Annotated in this window: 19 protein-coding genes; 13 read left to right on the top strand and 6 right to left on the bottom strand. The window is 51.8% G+C overall.

What is annotated here, in order from left to right:
- Positions 1–37: 37 nt before the first annotated feature.
- Positions 38–2,188 carry a 5-histidylcysteine sulfoxide synthase gene (gene ovoA, locus J7439_RS26975; protein ID WP_502950410.1) on the top strand — a complete coding sequence of 717 codons (2,151 nt, stop codon included), beginning with the start codon at positions 38–40 and terminating at the stop codon, positions 2,186–2,188.
- A gap of 107 nt (positions 2,189–2,295) precedes the next feature.
- Here the strand turns inward: ovoA and J7439_RS07220 are convergent, their stop codons facing one another.
- Positions 2,296–3,285 (bottom strand): hypothetical protein, encoded by a 990-nt coding sequence (locus J7439_RS07220; protein ID WP_209201158.1) that lies wholly within the window; start codon positions 3,283–3,285, stop codon positions 2,296–2,298.
- A 202-nt stretch (positions 3,286–3,487) separates the two neighbouring features.
- On the opposite strand from J7439_RS07220, the gene J7439_RS07215 reads away from it, so the two are divergent.
- Positions 3,488–4,681, top strand: coding sequence for a hypothetical protein (locus J7439_RS07215; protein WP_209201157.1), 1,194 nt, complete (start codon positions 3,488–3,490; stop codon positions 4,679–4,681).
- A 44-nt stretch (positions 4,682–4,725) separates the two neighbouring features.
- Here the strand turns inward: J7439_RS07215 and tusA are convergent, their stop codons facing one another.
- The 3 genes from tusA to J7439_RS07200 form a co-directional block, all read right to left on the bottom strand.
- A complete protein-coding gene (gene tusA / locus J7439_RS07210; protein WP_286196800.1) occupies positions 4,726–5,004 on the bottom strand; it encodes a sulfurtransferase TusA in 279 nt (92 codons plus the stop codon).
- A 32-nt stretch (positions 5,005–5,036) separates the two neighbouring features.
- A complete protein-coding gene (locus tag J7439_RS07205) occupies positions 5,037–6,377 on the bottom strand; it encodes an MATE family efflux transporter (protein WP_209201156.1) in 1,341 nt (446 codons plus the stop codon).
- A gap of 73 nt (positions 6,378–6,450) precedes the next feature.
- Positions 6,451–6,714, bottom strand: coding sequence for a hypothetical protein (locus J7439_RS07200; protein ID WP_209201155.1), 264 nt, complete (start codon positions 6,712–6,714; stop codon positions 6,451–6,453).
- A 90-nt stretch (positions 6,715–6,804) separates the two neighbouring features.
- Here J7439_RS07200 and J7439_RS07195 point away from each other — a divergent pair, with 90 nt between their 5' ends.
- Both J7439_RS07195 and J7439_RS07190 read left to right on the top strand, forming a co-directional pair.
- The gene (locus tag J7439_RS07195) at positions 6,805–7,731 is read left to right on the top strand and encodes a Dyp-type peroxidase (protein ID WP_209201154.1); all 927 of its coding nucleotides are present in this window, start codon (positions 6,805–6,807) and stop codon (positions 7,729–7,731) included.
- 236 nt (positions 7,732–7,967) lie between these two features.
- On the top strand, positions 7,968–9,182 hold the full coding sequence (locus J7439_RS07190) for a hypothetical protein (RefSeq protein WP_209201153.1): 1,215 nt from the start codon (positions 7,968–7,970) through the stop codon (positions 9,180–9,182).
- Positions 9,183–9,223: 41 nt separating this feature from the next.
- Here J7439_RS07190 and J7439_RS07185 read toward each other — a convergent pair whose 3' ends face one another.
- On the bottom strand, positions 9,224–9,370 hold the full coding sequence (locus J7439_RS07185) for a sulfurtransferase TusA family protein (RefSeq protein ID WP_209201152.1): 147 nt from the start codon (positions 9,368–9,370) through the stop codon (positions 9,224–9,226).
- Between the two features lie 515 nt (positions 9,371–9,885).
- Here J7439_RS07185 and ccoN point away from each other — a divergent pair.
- From ccoN to J7439_RS07140, 9 genes are all read left to right on the top strand, one after another.
- Positions 9,886–11,343: a cytochrome-c oxidase, cbb3-type subunit I gene (gene ccoN / locus J7439_RS07180; RefSeq protein ID WP_209201151.1), complete on the top strand. Its 1,458-nt coding sequence runs from the start codon at positions 9,886–9,888 to the stop codon at positions 11,341–11,343.
- A gap of 5 nt (positions 11,344–11,348) precedes the next feature.
- Positions 11,349–11,963 (top strand): cytochrome-c oxidase, cbb3-type subunit II, encoded by a 615-nt coding sequence (gene ccoO, locus J7439_RS07175; RefSeq protein ID WP_101748846.1) that lies wholly within the window; start codon positions 11,349–11,351, stop codon positions 11,961–11,963.
- Positions 11,963–12,181 (top strand): cbb3-type cytochrome oxidase subunit 3, encoded by a 219-nt coding sequence (locus J7439_RS07170; RefSeq protein WP_209201150.1) that lies wholly within the window; start codon positions 11,963–11,965, stop codon positions 12,179–12,181. Before ccoO ends, J7439_RS07170 begins: the two co-directional genes overlap by 1 nt.
- A gap of 2 nt (positions 12,182–12,183) precedes the next feature.
- A complete protein-coding gene (ccoP, locus tag J7439_RS07165; RefSeq protein ID WP_209201149.1) occupies positions 12,184–13,080 on the top strand; it encodes a cytochrome-c oxidase, cbb3-type subunit III in 897 nt (298 codons plus the stop codon).
- 157 nt (positions 13,081–13,237) lie between these two features.
- Positions 13,238–14,641: a cytochrome c oxidase accessory protein CcoG gene (gene ccoG, locus J7439_RS07160; protein ID WP_209201148.1), complete on the top strand. Its 1,404-nt coding sequence runs from the start codon at positions 13,238–13,240 to the stop codon at positions 14,639–14,641.
- A gap of 3 nt (positions 14,642–14,644) precedes the next feature.
- Positions 14,645–15,280 carry a FixH family protein gene (locus tag J7439_RS07155; RefSeq protein ID WP_209201147.1) on the top strand — a complete coding sequence of 212 codons (636 nt, stop codon included), beginning with the start codon at positions 14,645–14,647 and terminating at the stop codon, positions 15,278–15,280.
- Complete coding sequence (locus tag J7439_RS07150; RefSeq protein WP_209201146.1) at positions 15,280–17,817, top strand: heavy metal translocating P-type ATPase; 2,538 nt, start codon at positions 15,280–15,282, stop codon at positions 17,815–17,817. Before J7439_RS07155 ends, J7439_RS07150 begins: the two co-directional genes overlap by 1 nt.
- A gap of 2 nt (positions 17,818–17,819) precedes the next feature.
- Positions 17,820–17,996: a cbb3-type cytochrome oxidase assembly protein CcoS gene (ccoS, locus tag J7439_RS07145; protein ID WP_209201145.1), complete on the top strand. Its 177-nt coding sequence runs from the start codon at positions 17,820–17,822 to the stop codon at positions 17,994–17,996.
- Positions 17,983–18,693, top strand: coding sequence for a sulfite exporter TauE/SafE family protein (locus tag J7439_RS07140; RefSeq protein WP_502950408.1), 711 nt, complete (start codon positions 17,983–17,985; stop codon positions 18,691–18,693). The genes ccoS and J7439_RS07140 overlap by 14 nt, the downstream gene beginning before the upstream one ends.
- A gap of 214 nt (positions 18,694–18,907) precedes the next feature.
- On the opposite strand, the gene J7439_RS07135 is transcribed toward J7439_RS07140, so the two are convergent.
- Positions 18,908–19,360 (bottom strand): hypothetical protein, encoded by a 453-nt coding sequence (locus tag J7439_RS07135; RefSeq protein WP_209201143.1) that lies wholly within the window; start codon positions 19,358–19,360, stop codon positions 18,908–18,910.
- Positions 19,361–19,434: the final 74 nt, after the last annotated feature.

Raw genomic sequence — 19,434 nt, 5'->3', positions numbered from 1 at the left:
CAGGAGAGGAAACGTGGCTGAGAATACTGCGAGTCAAATAGACCACAGTGTCACCCCGGACGATCATCCCCAAAAAATAACACGAACTATAGTTCTAAATGACGGCAGCCCTGAGAACAAACGACAGGAGTTATTAAATTATTTCCACCAGACGTTTGATCAATATGAGCTGCTGTTTGAAACCCTGGCCTGCCAGAAAGCCTGGTACGAAAAGGCAATCCCCCTCCGTCACCCGTTGATTTTTTATTACGGGCACACTGCCGCTTTTTTTGTGAACAAACTGATCACCGCAAAACTGATCTCGGAACGAGTTGACCCTTATATTGAGTCCACCGTTGCCATTGGTGTGGATGAAATGTCCTGGGATGATCTGGACGAAAACAACTACCAATGGCCCACCGTGCAACAGGTTCGTGACTACCGCAGTAAAGTCAGGGCACTGGTTTCCGGTTTCATCCGGAACATGCCACTGGAGATACCCATCAACTGGGAGAGTCAGGCCTGGATCATTCTGATGGGCATTGAACATGAACGCATTCACCTTGAAACCTCATCGGTACTGATTCGCCAGCTACCAATCTCCTACGTCAGGCCGCACAGTTATTGGCAACACTGCACAGACACAGGGTCAGCACCGGAAAACCGCCTGATTGAAATGCCCGGAGGATCACTTCGCCTGGGCAAAGATTACGATAATTTACTCTACGGCTGGGACAATGAATATGGATGCTGCGAGGTTGATGTGGCACCCTTCCAAGCCAGCGAATACCTGGTGAGCAATCAGGAGTTTAAAGCCTTTATCGATGCCGGTGGTTATGACAATGAACGCTGGTGGACGGATGAAGGCTGGGCCTGGAACACGTTCAGCAACACGGATGGTAAAGCGCGCCACCCCGAATTCTGGATCCCCGAAGGGGACAGTTATCGCTACCGCACCATGCTGGCAGAGATCGATATGCCCTGGAACTGGCCGGTAGACGTCAACTGTCATGAAGCCCAGGCCTTTTGTCGCTGGAAGTCAGAAGTGACCGGCAAACAGATTCAGCTGCCCAGTGAAGCCGAATGGTATCACCTGAGGGAGGCCATCAGTACTGACCAGCCCTGGTGGGACAAAGCCCCCGGAAATATCAATCTCGAATACTGGTCTTCATCCTGCCCGGTTGACCAATTCAGAACCGGAGAGCTATATGACATTATCGGGAATGTCTGGCAATGGACCACCACCCCCATTGACGGTTATGAAGGATTCCGTGTTCACCCCTGCTACGATGATTTCTCAACCCCGACCTTTGATGGACGACACAACCTGATTAAAGGGGGTTGCTGGATATCAACCGGCAACTACGCTATTAAAGAATCCCGCTACGCCTTTCGCCGCCACTTTTTCCAGCATGCCGGTTTCCGTTACGTAGAGTCCAGTGCCATGACCAATACCTCCAGCAACCCTTATGAAAGTGATGCCCTGGTTGCCCAATATCTGGCGTTCCATTTTGGGGAGTCTTACTTTGATGTACCCAACTACCCTGAAGCCTGTGCCCGTCTCTGTTATGAAGTCAGTGGCGATACACCCCGAACACGGGCACTGGACCTGGGCTGTTCAGTAGGGCGCACCAGCTTTGAACTGGCCCGCTGGTTTCAACATGTGGACGGCATCGACTTCTCTGCCCGATTCATTTCTGCGGCGGCCGAGTTGCAGGAGCGGGGAAAAATACGCTACCACCTGACCACAGAAGGCGAACTGGGTGATTACTTCATTGCCGATACCACGGAGATGGGTCTGGATGATGTCGATACCAGCCGTATCCGCTTTACCCAGGGGGATGCCTGCAACCTGAAACCCATGTTTAACGACTATGATCTTGTTTTTGCCGGTAACCTGATTGATCGCCTGAATAACCCTGCGCAATTTCTGGACATGATTCATGAGCGCATACGCCCCGGCGGCATCCTCGTGATCACTTCGCCCTATACCTGGCTGGAAGAGTATACACCCCGCCAGAACTGGCTCGGTGGCATCCGTGAAAATGGTGAAGCCCTGGACACCTATACCGGACTGCAAAGAGCGTTGAGCAAACATTTTGAGGAGGTACGCCCCCCCGTCGATCTCCCGTTTGTGATCAGGGAAACAGCCCGGAAATATCAACATACGGTTGCCCAGTGCACAGTGTGGCGGCATAAAACACTGTAATCCGGCCCCGTGTTTGAAGGCCGGTTATAAGTAGTTGGCCAAATGGAATCGTATATTTCTGGCTACGCGGGCAGTTACTATGTGTCAGAAAATATGATTTCATTGGGCTAACTACTTACCCCTTTGGAGCAACCTGCCACCACATCTAATGAGACCGCCTTAAAATTCAACGTCAGGCCATGCAGGTAACATTTCTCTTTGAAGCGTGCTGCCATCATCTTGCCGTCCGGACAATCCGGGAAAGCCTCAATCACCGCATCCGGTGTGACCGGCTTGCCATACAACGGCAGGTTCCTCAGGCAACACCGCTCTATGAAGCTCGCTCTACTCATCATGCCTTTCAGATTATTCGGAAAAGCCTCAACCACTGCTTCCGGGGTGACTGGCTGGCCATTCAACGGCATTCCTCCCAGGCAACAGTTTACTTTGAAGCGCACCAGCTCCAGTTGGCCTTCCGGAGTATCCGGAAAAGCCTCAACCACCGCTTCCGGGGTGACCGGCTGGTCATACAGCGACCGTTCCATCTTCCAACATTCCACTTTGAACAGTGCGATCTCCAGTTGGCCTTCCGGAGTGTCCGGGAAAGCCTCAACCACTACTTCCGGGGTGACCGGCTGGCCATTCAACGGCATTCCTCCCAGGCAACATTTTGCCTTGAAATGCGCTATTCCCATCTTGCTTTGTGGACAATCCGGGAAAGCCTCAATCACTGCATCCGGTGTGAGCCGCTGGTCATTCCACTGCTGGCAGCCCAGGTAACATTTAGCTTTGTTGTTCGCCCTTTCCAGGAGCAGCAATGTCATGGATGTATCGCGGTCAAAAATTTCTTTAATCAGGAAATCTGACCGGAGGCACGACACATGGCGTGTATGGGTCGCACTGAAATTGACGAAATCAGAAAAACTCAACTGACGGGCAATGAGTTGCAGTTCAATGTCAGGAAGTGCTGCCAAATGACAGGTATCCGGTTGGTTACGTACTTCCTGTACATGCACCTTCCTGAAACCGAAAAAAGCAAATGGAATATCTGAATCCTGTATTTGAGGATTAAGAATGAATGATTCTAACTGGAGTGAAACATCAGCGGCTTGATGCATAAGTCAACCTTCGTCTTTTATTCCGGGTTGTTTTGAGCCCGGGCCCAGAAAAAAGTTCCATTGTGGCTTCTTCCTGCAACAACTTTGCCGGAACTAATTAATGCCTGACTGGTCATAACTGCAGCATTGTTCTGCAAGCAATTAGTCAAAACGACATTCTTGCAACAATTAATGAATGCCATAAATTCAAGAGGTATCATCGATGATTTCATCCTCCACTCAACTCTCTCCATTAACAGGGGCAACATCACCTGTCAGCACCACAGAAAATACCCAGACTGAGAAAGCCGCCGTAAACCCGGAACTTCAAACACTTCAGGATGTTTTTTCAGACCGATTAAAAAAGGCAGAGAGCCTGTTAAGTGATGACCTTTACGTGAGAGATGCTATCTTTGATCTTTTTAGACCTTTTGCCCCTTCTCATAATGCTAACGACAGTGACCGCTGCATAGAGCGGGATAATGACAATTTCGCGGCTCTTGCTCTGGCCCAGTGTAATCTTGCCAGTATTCAGGGCATTTTAATACTTCAGCAAGTTAGTGACATTCAAAATGATATTATAAAAAAAATCATTTCGCTTGAGGATCCATCAGTTGCAACAAGTGAAGAGCCCACACTGGAAAGGGATCTGGGAGCCATTTCAAGGGAAGAGCACACACTGGAAGCACTGGAAAGAGATCTGGGAGCCATTTCAAGGGCCGATAATCAGATCAAGTCCGAGCCAGGTTCTTATTGCATGGGCATTGAACGGCAGGGCTTTGCAGAAAAGCAAATCGAAGCGTGGTTTCAGGAAGATAAGCAGCAACGCGTTAAAGATGCACTGATACTGTTAAAGAACCAGATAACATCAGGTGGCGATATAGGCCGTATCGAGGCACAAATTATGAAACTGAAGCTTGAAACAGCTGGAGACCTGGCCACTTTTTCTGCTAATTTCAAATACCCTAATCCTGAGATTTTCATCCAGGCAAAAAACGAACTTCTGAATAAATCCAGTGATTTGGAACAGCATTTTACCAATAAAGAAAACCTGACCCTTGCTTTACAAGGCAACGTTCCAGAAGACCAAATGGAACAATTAATTCAGGCGTTATCCCACCCTGTATCTGAGATGAGCACAAAAGCAATGGTGCTGGCTTCAATCATCACGCACCACTCGGAGAAACACCTGAAGTCTTACTTGAAAGCTGCCCAGGTTTTGTCTCTGAAAACACAGGCGCAGGCAGACAATCCAGCACTCTCGGATAGAACTGCCCTTGCAATGGGTCTGGAACGCAGTGATGCAATGGTGAGAGAGCATTATCAAGGCAGCGAAAAATGGGCCGCCAGAAGTGCTGCTGACGCGCTGATAAATAGTCTGACGCCAATGCCTGAAGATCTGACGACAACGGCTTAAGCCTATCCGATCCCATGCCGCCCTTTGATATTTTCAAGGGGCAATTAAACCAGTTCCACCTTTTTCTTTCTGATCCAGTAAGAAAAAACAGCATCTGTCTCTTGATGCTGAAGAAGCTGGTGCTCCAGAAAATTACAGAACTTGGGGATATCACGTTTAGTGGATGGGTCAGTCGCCAATACCCGAACCACCTCACCGGACGCCATATCCCTGATTTTATTATGCAACAGCATCACCGGCTCCGGACAGAACAGGCCACAGGTATCCAGCTCATGCTGCACTTCAATAGTGCCAGCGTTCTCTTCAAGCAACATTTCTGACATCAAACGTTAAACCAGTCTTTCAAACCAGCTCCTCATAAAAGGTCATGTCGGGCTGCAAACCAGACATCGTGGTTACTAAAATGGCGATACACCCAGATCAGTCCCAGGCCCCGGGCGGCCATAAAAACCGTGTAAGCAAGCCACAAGCCCTGATTTCCCATATCACGAAACAGGAACCAGACCGGGAGAAAAACCAGAACCGTGGCGATCAGCATTGTGTTCTGCATCATATCGGTTCTGACCGCGCCAATAAAGACGCCATCCAACCAGAAACACCAAACAGCAATCAGCGGCATGGCGACCAGCCAGGGCAGGTAAACAGACGCTTGTTCTGCAACCTCCGGGATATTGGTCAACCAACCCAGCAAAGCCTTACCACCAAGGCCAAGAGACAGACAGAACAACCCGCCACAGATCAGGGAACACCAGCCGGTTACCCGGACTATCTGATGAAACTGTCGGCGATCACCTTTGCCAATGGACTCACCGGTCAGGGCTTCTGCTGCGTGTGCGAAACCATCCAGGCCATTGGAAATCAGCACCATCAGATTCATCAGCAGCGCATTGGCAGCGAGCACTTCATCCCCCAGGCGAGCGCCCCGGGCGGTAAAAAATGCCTGTACTGATAACAGACACAATGTACGGACAAACAGGTGGCGATTCAGCATGATCAGCCGACGAAACGCAGCCATATCAAACACCATGTCAGCACTGAACTGGCCATCATCACCGGCCAGAACCCGCCTCACCAGCAACAACCCAAGAGACAGCGCCAGATAGTCAGCAATCACCGTTGCCATCGCGGCACCCTGAGTTGCCCAGCCCAGACCGAGGACCAGTAACAGGTCCAGTACAATATTGACGGCATTACCCAAAACCAGGATAAACAACGGCCCCTTCGGCATTTGCATTCCTATCAGCCAACCAATCAACGCATAGTTAACCAATACGGCTGGTGCCGACAATATCCGGATCTGAAAGTAGATTTCCGCCTGCCTCGCCACCACATCACTGGCGGCAAATAAAGGCAACGCCAACTGTAAAATCAACGGGGAGCAAAGAATCAGCAACAAGCCTGTGAGAGCCGCAAAAACCACGGACTGTAACAGCCACTTTCTCAGGGCATAACGGTCATTCCGGCCCTTTGCCTGGGCAACCAGCCCGGTGGTCCCCATTCTCAGAAAACCAAAAGCCCAGAAAATCATGCTGAACAGGGTTGCCGCAACGGCAACACCACCCAGATATTCCGGTGCAGAGAGATGACCAAGGACAGCGGCATCTACCAGCCCCAGCAGCGGTACCGAAATATTGGAAATAATGGCAGGCCAGGCAAAATGCCACACCCGCCGGTAAGTTGCCGAAGCCGATAGCAAGGGGTCAACTCCTTCTGCGCCTTAATCACAAGGGAGTATTTTATAGAGCGTCTTTAAGAACAGAAATAAGTAATCATTCACGTTCACCACTTACACCATTTTCTCCTATGCAAAAAGCCATAGCAGTCAGAATAAGAACTTTTTCATTAATAAAATCATATTTTTTGACTAGCCAGAAATATACGATTCCATTTGGCCAACTACTTACAACATTGACCCCTGACAGTAACAAATGCTCCGTGGTGGTAATATAATGATCAGTCCACCACAACCAGACACCGACTTTATTCGATATATTGCCTGACGCAGCGCAAGGAGGGTTTACAACAGCTGTCATACACTGGAAACCGGCTTAACCAAAAGCCAGCCATCACCGCTCACGAATGCGACAGGCAATTCAATTCATAGACTTTCAAGGTTTAAGACCATGCCAACGCCTCAATCCGGCATCACTCCGGATGCCAATACCAACGCTCAATTTCTGATACTGACGATCAAAGACAGCAACAGCGACAGTCTATCGCAAATCCGCCAGACGCTCTCCGGCATTCCAGAGCTTACTGAAACTCTGGCGAGGCAATACCCCGATGCCAGGCTCAGCTCAACCATCAGTATTGGCAGTGATGCCTGGGACCGGCTTTATTCCGGCAGCAAACCCGGGGCTCTGCGCCCTTTTATGGCCATCAAAGACGCTGATCGTGAAGCGCCTGCAACTCCCGGCGACTTGCTGCTGCACATTCGCTCAGACCGAAAGGACATCAATTTTCTGCTGATGAATCAGGTGCTTCGCCTGCTGGGCAATAACGTGCAGGTTCAGGAAGACATCAGCGGTTTCCGGTATCTGGACAGCCGTGACCTGACCGGATTTGTCGATGGCACTGAAAACCCAGAAGGTGAGCACCGTGCCGATGTCGCGCTTGTGGGGGAAGAGGATAACCCGTTTGCAGGGGGCAGCTATATCCACACCCAGCGCTATATTCACCATTTAAAAGAGTGGGAACAGTGTCCACTGAAAGATCAGGAAACCATTATGGGGCGCACCAAGGAGGACAATATTGAGTTCAGTGCTGAACAGAAGGCACCCATAGCCCATATCAAACGGGTCAATCTGAAAGACGAACACGGCAACAGTATGGAGATTCTCCGCCATAGTATGCCTTATGGTGACGCCAGGGAGTCAGGCCTGTTCTTTATTGCCTATGGCAAGACACCAAAACATTTTAATCTGATGCTGAAAGCGATGATTAAAGCCGATGCCCATGGTCACTATGATCATTTGATGAATTTTTCAACGCCAGTCACCGGCTGTGCCTTCTTTGCGCCCTCTCGTGAATTTTTGGCACTGAATATTTGAGCGACAATCAGTAACCACTGTCAGCACCTCTTCTGAGGTGCTTTGTTAATGCTGGTACTCATCTGAGCAAATCGCACAGCTTATGAAACTAATTCGGTAGGTCAATGGTCTACGATAGTGTCCGGATTGCTGCAACGCAGGCAGATGGACACAAAGACCAACCGGTTTATGCCCAAGACATTGCCAGTTTTGACAATAAGCCATAACAACAAAACTCCTACGAAACAGGTGGTTACATGCACATTGAATCTGCAAAAGTTCCGTTATCCTTATCAACTCAGCCATCAACCGAACAACCGGCCTTAGCAGCACAATCAGTTACTCAGTTCACGGCTGAAAGCTTCGACAATCTGCCAGGAGCCAATGAACTGGCAACCCGATTGAACACTATCAACAAGAATATGCTGGACAGCCTTAACGCTGAAGAGATTGGACAAATGTGCCACAACTTCACCAGTGCTTTTAACCTGGATAATGTCCTGGTTGAAGAGGCCAGCCAGCTCAAGGCCATTAAAATCCTCCTGACCCTCACCAACTGCTATGACAATAATTCCATCAAGGCGTTTGCTAACAGCAAACTGCAGGAGACTCCTGACAATCATGACGCCTGCCAGGATTTAAAGGATAAAGCCAACAAAGACAACACTCAGGAAAATAAGATTGTCCTGCCTCCGGAGTATCAGGGAAAGTCTGACAAATTCAGCTTCTGGCGGGATAAGTTATTGAATAGTTTTATTGACTCCCAATTCTCGGAAGCAAACTTTACCCAGATAGAAAAGCAGCAAGTTCACGATGCACTAAGGATGGCCAAAATGCAGGTCGCTGGCAATACCGGAATCGGTAACTTCGAAGCGCCAATACCTTATGAAAAATTCGACCGGGAAAAAGTCAGCCAGCTAACTGGCCACCTGATCTACCCACGGCAGGAGCTGTGTGCAGATAAACTGGCAAAAGAGATTATGGCGTTACAAGAACAGCTGTTCGACAGCGACTCAGGGCTGATCAACATGCTGGGTAATAATGAAGACATCACTAAATTGCTGCAGGGCAATCAACAGCATCACCTGAAACAATTACTGGCCAGACAGGGTGCAGACAACCGCTCTACCCTGACCAATGAGGTAGCCTTGCTGGTTTCATTTGTCGCAAGAAATCCGAAATTGGCGGGCGAATTTGCTGAACTTGGTATCAATCCCGGGAATCTTACGCATTTAGCCAAAGCACACAGCATACTGAACCATGCCCGGGCTACCGAGAACAAACAACCCAGCAACGAGACCGCCGAGAACAACCAACTCAGCAACAAGACTGTCGCTAAGGGTCTGAAACAAAGTGATGAATTCACCAGAAAGTTCTTCGATAGTGAGACTGCCAATAATCCAGATTACGAGGCTGTACCAGTGTTTGCCAAAATTGCCTTGTGGGTGGCGAGTTCCAATCAATCCGGTTGAAGCAGGCGTTTACGGGTCAGCCAGGCAAACTGACGCTCAGGTTAATCTGATCCAGTAGCCAGGAGGCTGCCCGGGAAATTGCAGAACCCGGGGATATCTTGCAGGGTGAATGGTTTCGTTGCCAGCACCCTGCTTCCCCGGGACATATCCCGGACTGGCTGTGCATCAGCATCACCGATTACGGTCAATCCAGGTTTCAGGTACCCAGCTCATACAAAAGCTGACAGACCCCATCAGCTAAGACCGAAAAAGCATTAGCAGACACTCTTATATTTCTGTATGATTGCCGCGGGATCGACGGAGTATTGAGTATATGCTCCCGATAACCAGATGAGGACATAAGAAAGTCAGAACTGTCGGTACAGCAAAGCCTGGTTAGAAGGTTGGCAAGGGGAAAGCAGGGGTGCTTTTGATTTTCCAATGGAGTTGTGCACTCAAGTTCTCTGGCAACGGGGTCAGGGTCGTTAACTAAACAAGCACTATCATAAGGAAAAAACGCTAAAAAACAGCACAAATATTCCACTTTTTCAAACTGTTTACCAGGAAAAAGTCTGCAGCTCCCGGGGCGTAACCCCCTACCTCTGAACAGAAGCAACTGGCTCATTTTTTGATCGGATATTGATCCGTATCAATACAATCCCATTTCGGTTTACCCACAATAACCATCAAATCTTATAAGCATAACCCGAAGGTAACATGGAGCATGAGCACTGCAACGTTACAGCCGACCTATAACTACAAAGTAGTTCGGCAGTTTGCCATCATGGCCGTGGTCTGGGGAGTTGTTGGTATGGCGGTAGGCCTGCTGATTGCCTCTCAGATGGTCTTTCCCGAACTCAACCTGGGCTTACCCTGGACCAGCTTTGGACGCTTGCGGCCACTGCATACCAATGCGGTGATTTTTGCGTTTGGCGGCTGTGTCCTGTTTGCAACGTCCTATTACATCGTCCAGCGAACCTGTCAGGCGACACTGGCCATGCCGCGGCTGGCCGCTTTCACCTTTTGGGGATGGCAACTGGTGATTGTTGCAGCGGCAATTACTCTGCCCCTGGGCATTACCTCTTCCAAAGAGTACGCCGAACTGGAATGGCCCATTGATATTCTGATCGCCGTTGTCTGGGTCAGTTACGCGCTGGTCTTCTTTGGCACCATCATGAAGCGCAAGAGTAAGCATATCTATGTGGCTAACTGGTTCTTTGGTGCCTTCATTATTACGGTTGCCGTGCTCCATATCGTTAACAGCGCTTCTTTACCGGTTAGCCTGACCAAGTCCTACTCAGCTTATGCTGGTGCCATGGATGCCATGATCCAGTGGTGGTATGGCCACAATGCGGTAGGCTTTTTCCTCACCGCTGGTTTCCTCGGCATGATGTATTACTTCGTGCCAAAACAGGCGGAGCGTCCGGTTTACTCTTATCGTCTGTCCATCGTGCATTTCTGGGCGCTGGTTGCCATCTACATCTGGGCCGGCCCGCACCATCTGCACTACACCGCACTGCCGGACTGGGCCCAGAGCCTGGGCATGGTTATGTCACTGGTGCTGCTGGCACCGTCCTGGGGTGGCATGATCAATGGGGTCATGACCCTCTCCGGTGCCTGGCATAAGCTGCGGACCGATCCGATCCTGCGTTTTCTGGTGGTTTCCCTTTCCTTCTACGGCATGTCCACCTTTGAAGGCCCGATGATGGCCATCAAGACCGTTAACGCCCTGTCCCACTACACCGACTGGACCATTGGTCATGTGCATTCAGGTGCCCTGGGCTGGGTAGCCATGGTGTCATTCGGTTCGCTCTATCACCTGATTCCAAGGCTGTACGGCAAGGAACAGATGTACAGCGTTGGCCTGATCAATATGCACTTCTGGCTGGCCACCATCGGCACCGTTCTTTACATCGTTGCCATGTGGGTAAACGGTATCACCCAGGGCCTGATGTGGCGTGCAGTGAACGAAGACGGCACGTTAACCTACAGCTTTATTGAGTCCGTAGAAGCCAGCGGCGTCGGCTACATTGTCCGTGCTATTGGTGGTGCCTTCTTTGTTCTTGGCATGCTGACAATGGCTTATAACGTATACCGCACTGCCAGTGAGTCGGAGGAGCCGTCTTCCGATAAAGAATCCCTCGAACTCAACCCCACCACTGCGCCGGTTGAAGGGAGATAATAATAATGGCGAGCAAACACGATATTGTTGAAAAGAATCTGGGCCTGATGGTGATACTGGTGGTCGTTGCCATCAGTTTTGGCTCCCTGGTGGAGATCGTCCCGCTGTTTTTCCAGAAAGAGACCACTCAGCCCGTGGAGGGCCTGAAGCCTTACACCGCCATGCAGCTTGAAGGCCGTGATATTTACATCCGTGAGGGCTGCGCAGGCTGCCACTCCCAGATGATTCGTCCGCTGCGTGCCGAGGTGGAGCGTTATGGCCACTACTCAGTGGCCGGCGAGTCCGTTTATGACTACCCATTCCTCTGGGGCTCCAAACGTACCGGACCAGACCTGGCCCGGGTCGGCGGCCGTTATTCCGACGACTGGCACCGTGCCCATCTGATTAACCCACGTGACCTGGTGCCTCAGTCCATTATGCCCGCCTACCCATTCCTGGCAGAGAACACGCTGGATGGCAAGCTGACCGCAAGAAAGATGGAAACCCTGCGCACACTGGGTGTTCCCTACACCGATGAAGATATTGCCGGTGCCCGGGATGCCGTCAAAGGGCAAACCGAGCTGGACGCCCTGGTGGCTTATCTCCAGGGACTGGGCACTGTTATTTCGGGTAAGCGCTGATGGATATCAATACGATTCGAGGACTGGCGACACTGGTCGCCCTGGTCGCATTTCTATCGGTGGTCTTCTGGGCCTACAGCAGCCGACGTAAAGGCGACTTTGATGAAGCCGCCGCTCTGCCATTTGCTGATGACCAGCAAGAGGCTGCTGCGAATACCGATGCCCCGGGCAGCCACCGGGAAACCCATAAGAACTCCCAGAAAAGAGGAGCAGTATAACGATGAGTAATTTCTGGCACTGGTGGATCGTTCTGCTGACCACCGCCTGCCTGGTACTGGTCACCTGGGTTCTGTTTTCAACTCGTAAGGGCCAGCGCAGGGATATGACCGATGAGACCACCGGTCACGCTTATGATGGCATTGAGGAGTATGATAACCCGCTGCCGCAGTGGTGGTTTATCATGTTCATCGCCACCCTGGTATTCACTGTGGGCTATCTGATTCTCTACCCGGGTATGGGTAAGTGGGCAGGGGTCCTTGGCTGGACTCAGGTGAATGAGCTGGAACAGGATCAACTCAGGCATGACCGCAAATATGCCCCTGAGTTTGCCCGTTACGCCGCCACTCCGGTTGAACAGCTGATTAACAACCCAAGGGCTCTGAAAATGGGTGAGCGGGTCTATATCAACAACTGTGCCCTCTGCCACGGTATGGATGCCGGTGGTAACTTCGGTTTCCCGAATCTCACTGACAACGACTGGCTCTACGGTGGCACTCCGGACGCCATCAAGGCCACCATTGCCCACGGTCGCCAGGGGCAAATGCCCGCCTGGGGTGCTGTGATCGGTGATACCGGTGTGAAGCAGGTTGCCAGCTATACCCGTGAACTGTCTGGTATTGATAGTGGTGCCAGCGAAGCGGACCTGGCCGCTGGCGAAAAGATCTTCAGTACGACGTGTGCCGTTTGTCATAACGCCGATGGTACCGGTAACCATGCCCTGGGCGCTCCGAACCTGACCAACAATATCTGGTTGTACGGATCAAGTCAGGCGCAAGTGGAATACACCATCCGCAAGGGACGAAACGGCGTTATGCCACCCTGGAACGATATTCTTGGTGAAGAGAAGGTTCATCTGGTGACGGCTTACGTTTACAGCCTGACCCACAAGGCTGAATGATCAGCCCAGGCGCAGGGGCAAAAAGCTATGAACCACAAAGGCACAAAGACACAAAGGAAGCTTTTTTTGCTAAGCCTAGCTCAGGCAAGCCTAGAAAAACTTTGTGCCTTTGTGACTTTGTGGTTCCAATAAAACCTTAACGGTATATTTGGGCTCTATGAACACAGACAATGCCAACCAGGAACCGGAACTGATCGACCTGTATCAGAAGCCTGAAAAGATTTACACCAGAAGCTTTTCGGGCCACTTCCGCACGCTTCGTCTGGCTGGTGGTACATTTCTCTTCCTGCTTTTTTTTGGCACCTGCTGGATCAACCTGAATGGCCGTCAGGCTGTGCTCTTTGACCTGCCCGCCCGGCAGTTTCATATCTTTGGCACCACCTACTGGCCCCAGGATTTTATCCTGCTGTCCTGGCTACTGATTATCTGCGCCTTTGGCCTGTTTGCACTGACGGTGTTTGCCGGACGAATCTGGTGCGGCTACACCTGCCCCCAGAGCGTCTTCACCTGGGTATTTATGTGGGCAGAACGCATCACGGAAGGTGAACGCAACCGCAGGATGAAGATGGACAAAGAACCCATGTCCCTCGGGAAATTTCTGCGCAAAAGTGCCAAACACACGCTCTGGCTGAGTATCGCTTTTGCTACGGCGCTCACCTTTGTCGGCTACTTTATTCCCATCCGGCAACTGGTGCTGGACCTGGCCACCTTCGATGTTTCCCCCTGGGGTATTTTCTGGCTCGGCTTCTTCACCCTGGCAACCTATGGCAATGCGGGTTACCTGCGGGAGCAGGTTTGTATTTACATGTGCCCCTACGCCCGTTTTCAGAGCGTTATGTTCGATAACGACACCTTGGTGGTTGCTTACGACAAACATCGCGGTGAACAACGTGGCCCGCGCAAGAAAAGCGCTGATCACAAAACCATGGGGCTGGGGGACTGTGTGGACTGCAGTGTCTGCGTGCAGGTCTGCCCTACCGGTATCGATATCCGTGATGGTCTGCAATATCAGTGCATCGGCTGTGCCGCCTGTATCGATGCCTGCGACACCATTATGGACAAAATGGGCTACGACAAAGGCCTGATCCGCTACACCACCGACAACGAACTTGCCGGCCAGAAGACCCATTGGCTTCGTCCCCGACTGATCGGGTATAGTTCAGCGCTGTTTATCATGATCTGCCTGTTTATCTTCAGCGTTGGCCATCGAGTTCCGCTGGAGCTGGAAGTACTCAGGGATAGAAATGTCCTTTTCCGGGTCATCAATGATGACCAGGTAGAAAATATCTACACACTGAAAGTCGCTAACAAAGACCAGCAACCCCATCACATCAAAATACGGGTGGCTGGTATCGAGAATCTGAAAATAGCGGGCAGAACCGCCATTGTGGTAGAGCCGGGCAGTGTGCAGCAGGAAATCATCAGGGTTATCGCGCCATTGATTGATGGGGCCCCCAGCACACGGCCGGTTCGCTTCAGCATCAGTTCCAGCCAGCCCGGGCTGGAAGCCATTTCCGCTGAAAGCCGATTTATGGTGCCCGGACCAGAGAGGAAACCCTGAACCATGACACAGTCTACAACCAGCAGAGATAACCCGACAGGAGGCCAGCCTGCCACCAACAGGGAACCTTTTACCCCCTGGTACCGGGAACCCTGGGCCTGGTACATCGTGGGTATTTTGCTGGTCACCTTTGCCTGGGGCGGCTTTCAGGTCTACACCGCCTTTACCCACCAGGACAGCGTGGTGATTGATGACTATTACAAAAACGGCAAAACCATCAACCAGGACATGACCCGGATTGAAAATGCCCGAAGCCTGGCCGTTGCCGGTACACTGACCATTGATGAACTGATCGGCGAAGTCCGGGTGACGATGCAGGGGAATCCGGAGATGTGGCCCGGGCAGCTTAAACTCAGCTTTCTTTCTCCGGTGTTTAAAGACAAAGACAGAACCATTGTGCTGACCCGCTCCTTTGGCATCAGCGCAAAATCAGCTGCTAACGCAGGGGCTGCACAGCCCGGGCAAAACCCAATTTATGTCGGCCAGCTGGACGCCCTGGTTGCCGGTCGTTACTACCTGCAACTGGAAACTCTGGATGAGCTGATTCCGGAAGTAGGCTATGAGACTGGCTGGAAGATCACCCTGGAGGCCGTGGTCTCACCGGGAACCCCAATTACCCTGAAAAACCCGGATGCCTGATGACCGAGACCCGTTGCTTTCATTGCACTCTGCCGGTCAGCGAGCCGGTGGTATTTTTTGCAGACGTTGAAGGAGCACCGCAGCCCATGTGCTGCCCGGGCTGCAAGGCAGTGACCGAGGCCATTGTGGCCGGCGGTCTGGAGAATTATTACCGGCACCGGACCGAAAGCGCCAACCAGGTCACTGACCTGAATCAGCGATTGCAGGAAGAGCTGCTGATCTATGACCGTGCAGAGGTGCAAAAGGATTTTGTCAGACCAGCAGGGTCTGATTCCCAAAGCCAGGAACCCCCCCTCACTGCCAGTCTGCTGATAGACGGCATCACCTGTGCCGCCTGTATCTGGCTATTGGAAAACCATCTGGAAGCACTGGCGGGTGTTGACCGGGTCAGTGTTAACCTCAGCACCCATGAGGCACAGATCACCTGGCATAACAGCGAGATCCTCTTAAGTACCATTCTGCTGGAAATTCACAAAATCGGTTACAAGGCGTTTCCCTGGCGTGCTGACCAGCAGGAAGCCCTGCTGAAAAACGAAAACCGGACTTTTATACGACGGCTTGCCGTTGCCGGTATTGGTGCCATGCAGGTGATGATGTATGCCATCGCCCTCTATTCCGGTGCCATCAGTGATGATATGCCGGACATTTACCGGGACCTGATCCGGATCTTCAGCGCCTTGATTGCCACGCCTGTGGTGTTGTACTCGGCAGCGCCCTTCTTCAAGGCGGCCTGGCGGGACATCAAAATACGGCATCTCGGCATGGATGTCCCGGTATCCATTGCCATAGGTGGTGCCTATCTGGCCAGCCTGTGGGCAACCTTCTCAGTTTACTTTCTCTCGAACGGCTCCGGCGGCGAAGTCTACTACGACTCCGTTTCCATGTTTACCTTCTTCCTGCTGACCGGCCGCTACCTTGAGCTTCGTGCCCGCCATGCAACCGCCAGGGCTGCACGGGCGCTGACCAATTTACTGCCGCCCAGCTGCCTGAAAGAAGTCAATGGTCACTATCAGCGCGTCCCGGTGGCCGATCTGCAACCAGACGACAAAGTTAGAATTCTTCCCGGTGATGCCATTCCCGCAGATGGTATTCTGATCAGTGGCTCCACCAGCGTTAATGAAGCCATGCTGACCGGAGAGTACCTGCCGATCGAAAAGCAGCCCGGTGACACACTGCTGTGCAGCAGTATCAATGTGGACCATCCCATTGAGCTTAAGGTGAGCAAAGTGGGCGAAGAGACCCGGGTAGCCGGCATTATCCAACTGCTGCAACGGGCACAGCAGGATAAGCCCGCCATCGCGAAAATTGCCGATAAGGTGGCCGGCTGGTTTGTTGCCTGTGTTTTGCTGGTCGCCATTTGTGTGTACTGGGGTTGGTCCGGCATTGCTCCGCAAGACGCGTTCTGGATTACCCTGTCGGTTCTGGTGGTGACTTGCCCCTGCGCCCTGTCCCTGGCCACACCCGCTGCCCTGACTGCGGCTACCGGCTATCTGCACCGCCTTGGTCTGCTGGTGACCCGTGGTCATGTTCTGGAAGGCCTGAAAACCATCGACCATGTGATCTTTGATAAAACCGGCACCTTAACCAAAGGGGAACTGTCGTTAAGCCAGGTGGTTCCGGTTCCTCTAGATAACGGCAACAGTTCAAAAGAAGCGTTGCTTCAGCGGGCAGCAGCCCTGGAAGCACACTCTGAACACCCTATCGCCAGAGCCTTTTTCTACACCGTTGAGTCACTGCATGAGCAGGCTCACGAGGTGAAAAACCATCTTGGCCAGGGGATAGAAGGCACCATTGGTAACCGCCTTTATCGTATCGGGCGGCCTGACTTTGCCTGCCCATCCGGCAATGTAGCAACGCCAGAACAGGATGGGCAATGGTTGCTGATGTCAGGAAGTACTGACCAGGAACTCTGGCAACCGCTCTGCTGGTTCAGGATTACCGACAGCCTGCGCCCTGAGGCCGCCCACACAATCCAACGGCTGCACCGGATGGGCAAAACCGTAACCTTGCTCAGTGGTGATGCCGGGCCGGTGGTGGCGGCAACTGCTGAATCCCTGGGTATACGGCAATGGAAGTCTGAAAGCAGTCCGGATGACAAGTTGCACTATATCCAGACGCTGCAGAGTCAGGGGCACAAAGTCTTGATGGTCGGTGATGGCATCAATGATGTTCCTGTTTTAGCGGGGGCGGATATCTCCATGGCCATGGGTAATGCCTCAGACCTGGCCCGCACCAGTGCAGATGCCGTATTGATTTCCGGCAACCTTGAGCGACTGGCCGATGCCTTTAACCTGACCGTAAGAACCCGAAAAATTATCCGGCAAAACCTGGCATGGTCCCTTGGCTACAACCTTGCCGCCCTGCCCCTGGCCGCAGCAGGCATGATTGCCCCATGGATGGCCGCTACCGGCATGGCGCTCAGCTCACTGATCGTGGTGGCCAATGCCCTGCGACTGAACCGCCCGGGAAAACTGACCAAAGCACCGACCGAGTCAGAAGAAGTCTACGCCCACCTTGAACCCAGAGGAGCTGCCTGACCATGGAAAGCCTGATTATTCTGATCCCTCTGGCCCTGATCCTGATCGCTGTAGCGATCAAACTCTTCTTCTGGGCAGTAGACGACGGTCAGTTTGACGACCTTGAAGGGCCAGCTCACAGCATTCTTTTTGATGAGCCTCAACAGATACCGAAAGCTAATTCACATGACCATGAATGAAGTTCCCACGTTACTTTCCGCATTAACCCTGGGCATACTGGGCAGTGCCCACTGTATCGGCATGTGTGGCGGCATTACTTCCGCCCTTAGCCTCTCTCTGGCAGGCAAGTCCCGTGCACAGATCTTCTGGCTGATGCTGACCTATCATCTCGGACGGATTACCAGCTACGCCATCGCTGGTCTCCTTCTGGCCAGCATTGGCTGGTACCTGGGCGGTATCAGCCCGGAAGTCAAGGTGGGACTGCGCTATTTAGCGGCCATTATGCTGATCGCCATGGGGCTTTATCTGACCGGTTGGTGGCGTGGTCTGACACATCTGGAAAAGATCGGAGATAAACTCTGGCAACATATCCAGCCCAGGGCCAAAGCACTGCTGCCCATCAAAAATTTTCCCAATGCCCTCGCTATTGGCATGCTCTGGGGGTGGTTACCCTGTGGCCTGGTTTATAGCACCCTGGCCTGGAGCGCCAGCCAGGGACATCCGGTACAGGGTGCGCTGTTAATGGCTTCATTTGGTATCGGTACCATACCCTCAGTGTTCCTGCTTGGTGCGTTCTCAAGACAGCTCAGCAGCATTATCCAAGCCAGTATCACCCGCAACCTGGCGGGGTTGCTGATTATCCTTTTTGGCTTGTGGTCTATGCCTGGCGCGCACCAGAGGTGGTTGATGTCCGTGCTGCACCATCACCATATGTGATAAAAGGAAAAAAAAGTTCTGCCCCCTAGTACATGGTTTCAATGAGTTTGACGTGTACGATCTCCGTTCACCCTGAGCGGAGTCGAAGGGTGCTTGGCACGATCTATCAGAGTCCGGAGTTTCCGCCCTTCGACAAGCTCAGGACGAACGGAGTGCGGAGGCACGACAACCCGTCAAACTCATTGAAACCATGTACTAGGAGGCTCTTTATGAATCAGAAATCAAACCAAAAGACGAGGCGCTCCGCTTTTTGCTTCTGCAACTCAGCCAACTCCAAAAAATACTTTTCCCCCAACGATTTCCTGATCGTAAGCTTGACAAACTCTTCGGGAACATCAACACCCCTTTCTCTTAAAGGCTTGTTATAGTCGTAAGAAACCAATTCATCAACAGACAGCCAGGAGTGACCAGATCCACCCGTTCCCCATTCATCAGACTTGGCCTTGATGGAAAGACTGACATCTCCGGGCAGCCCGCGAGCCTCGTCAATAATGGGATACGGAGTAACATGCCAGAAGCCCCAGTCATAATCGCTTCTGACAAAACCCTCGGAAAAAAATGAAAAGACATGTCTATTGCGATCTGCAAAAGGTTCGTAACCCGGGATTTCTTCCCATTGCCCGGCGCTATTTCTAAATTCAGCATACATATGTATGTCCGCACCCATAATGACTCCTCCTGTCTGATCAGTGACCAGGACACATTTGCGAATTTTTATGATTTAGCTGAAAAAATAGCACA

Origin of the sequence: Salinisphaera sp. G21_0 (assembly GCF_017744115.1) — a bacterium.
Lineage (GTDB): Bacteria > Pseudomonadota > Gammaproteobacteria > Pseudomonadales > Endozoicomonadaceae > Endozoicomonas.
The sequence above is the reverse complement of the archived record's forward strand: the minus strand, read 5'-3'. Positions and strand labels throughout refer to the sequence as shown.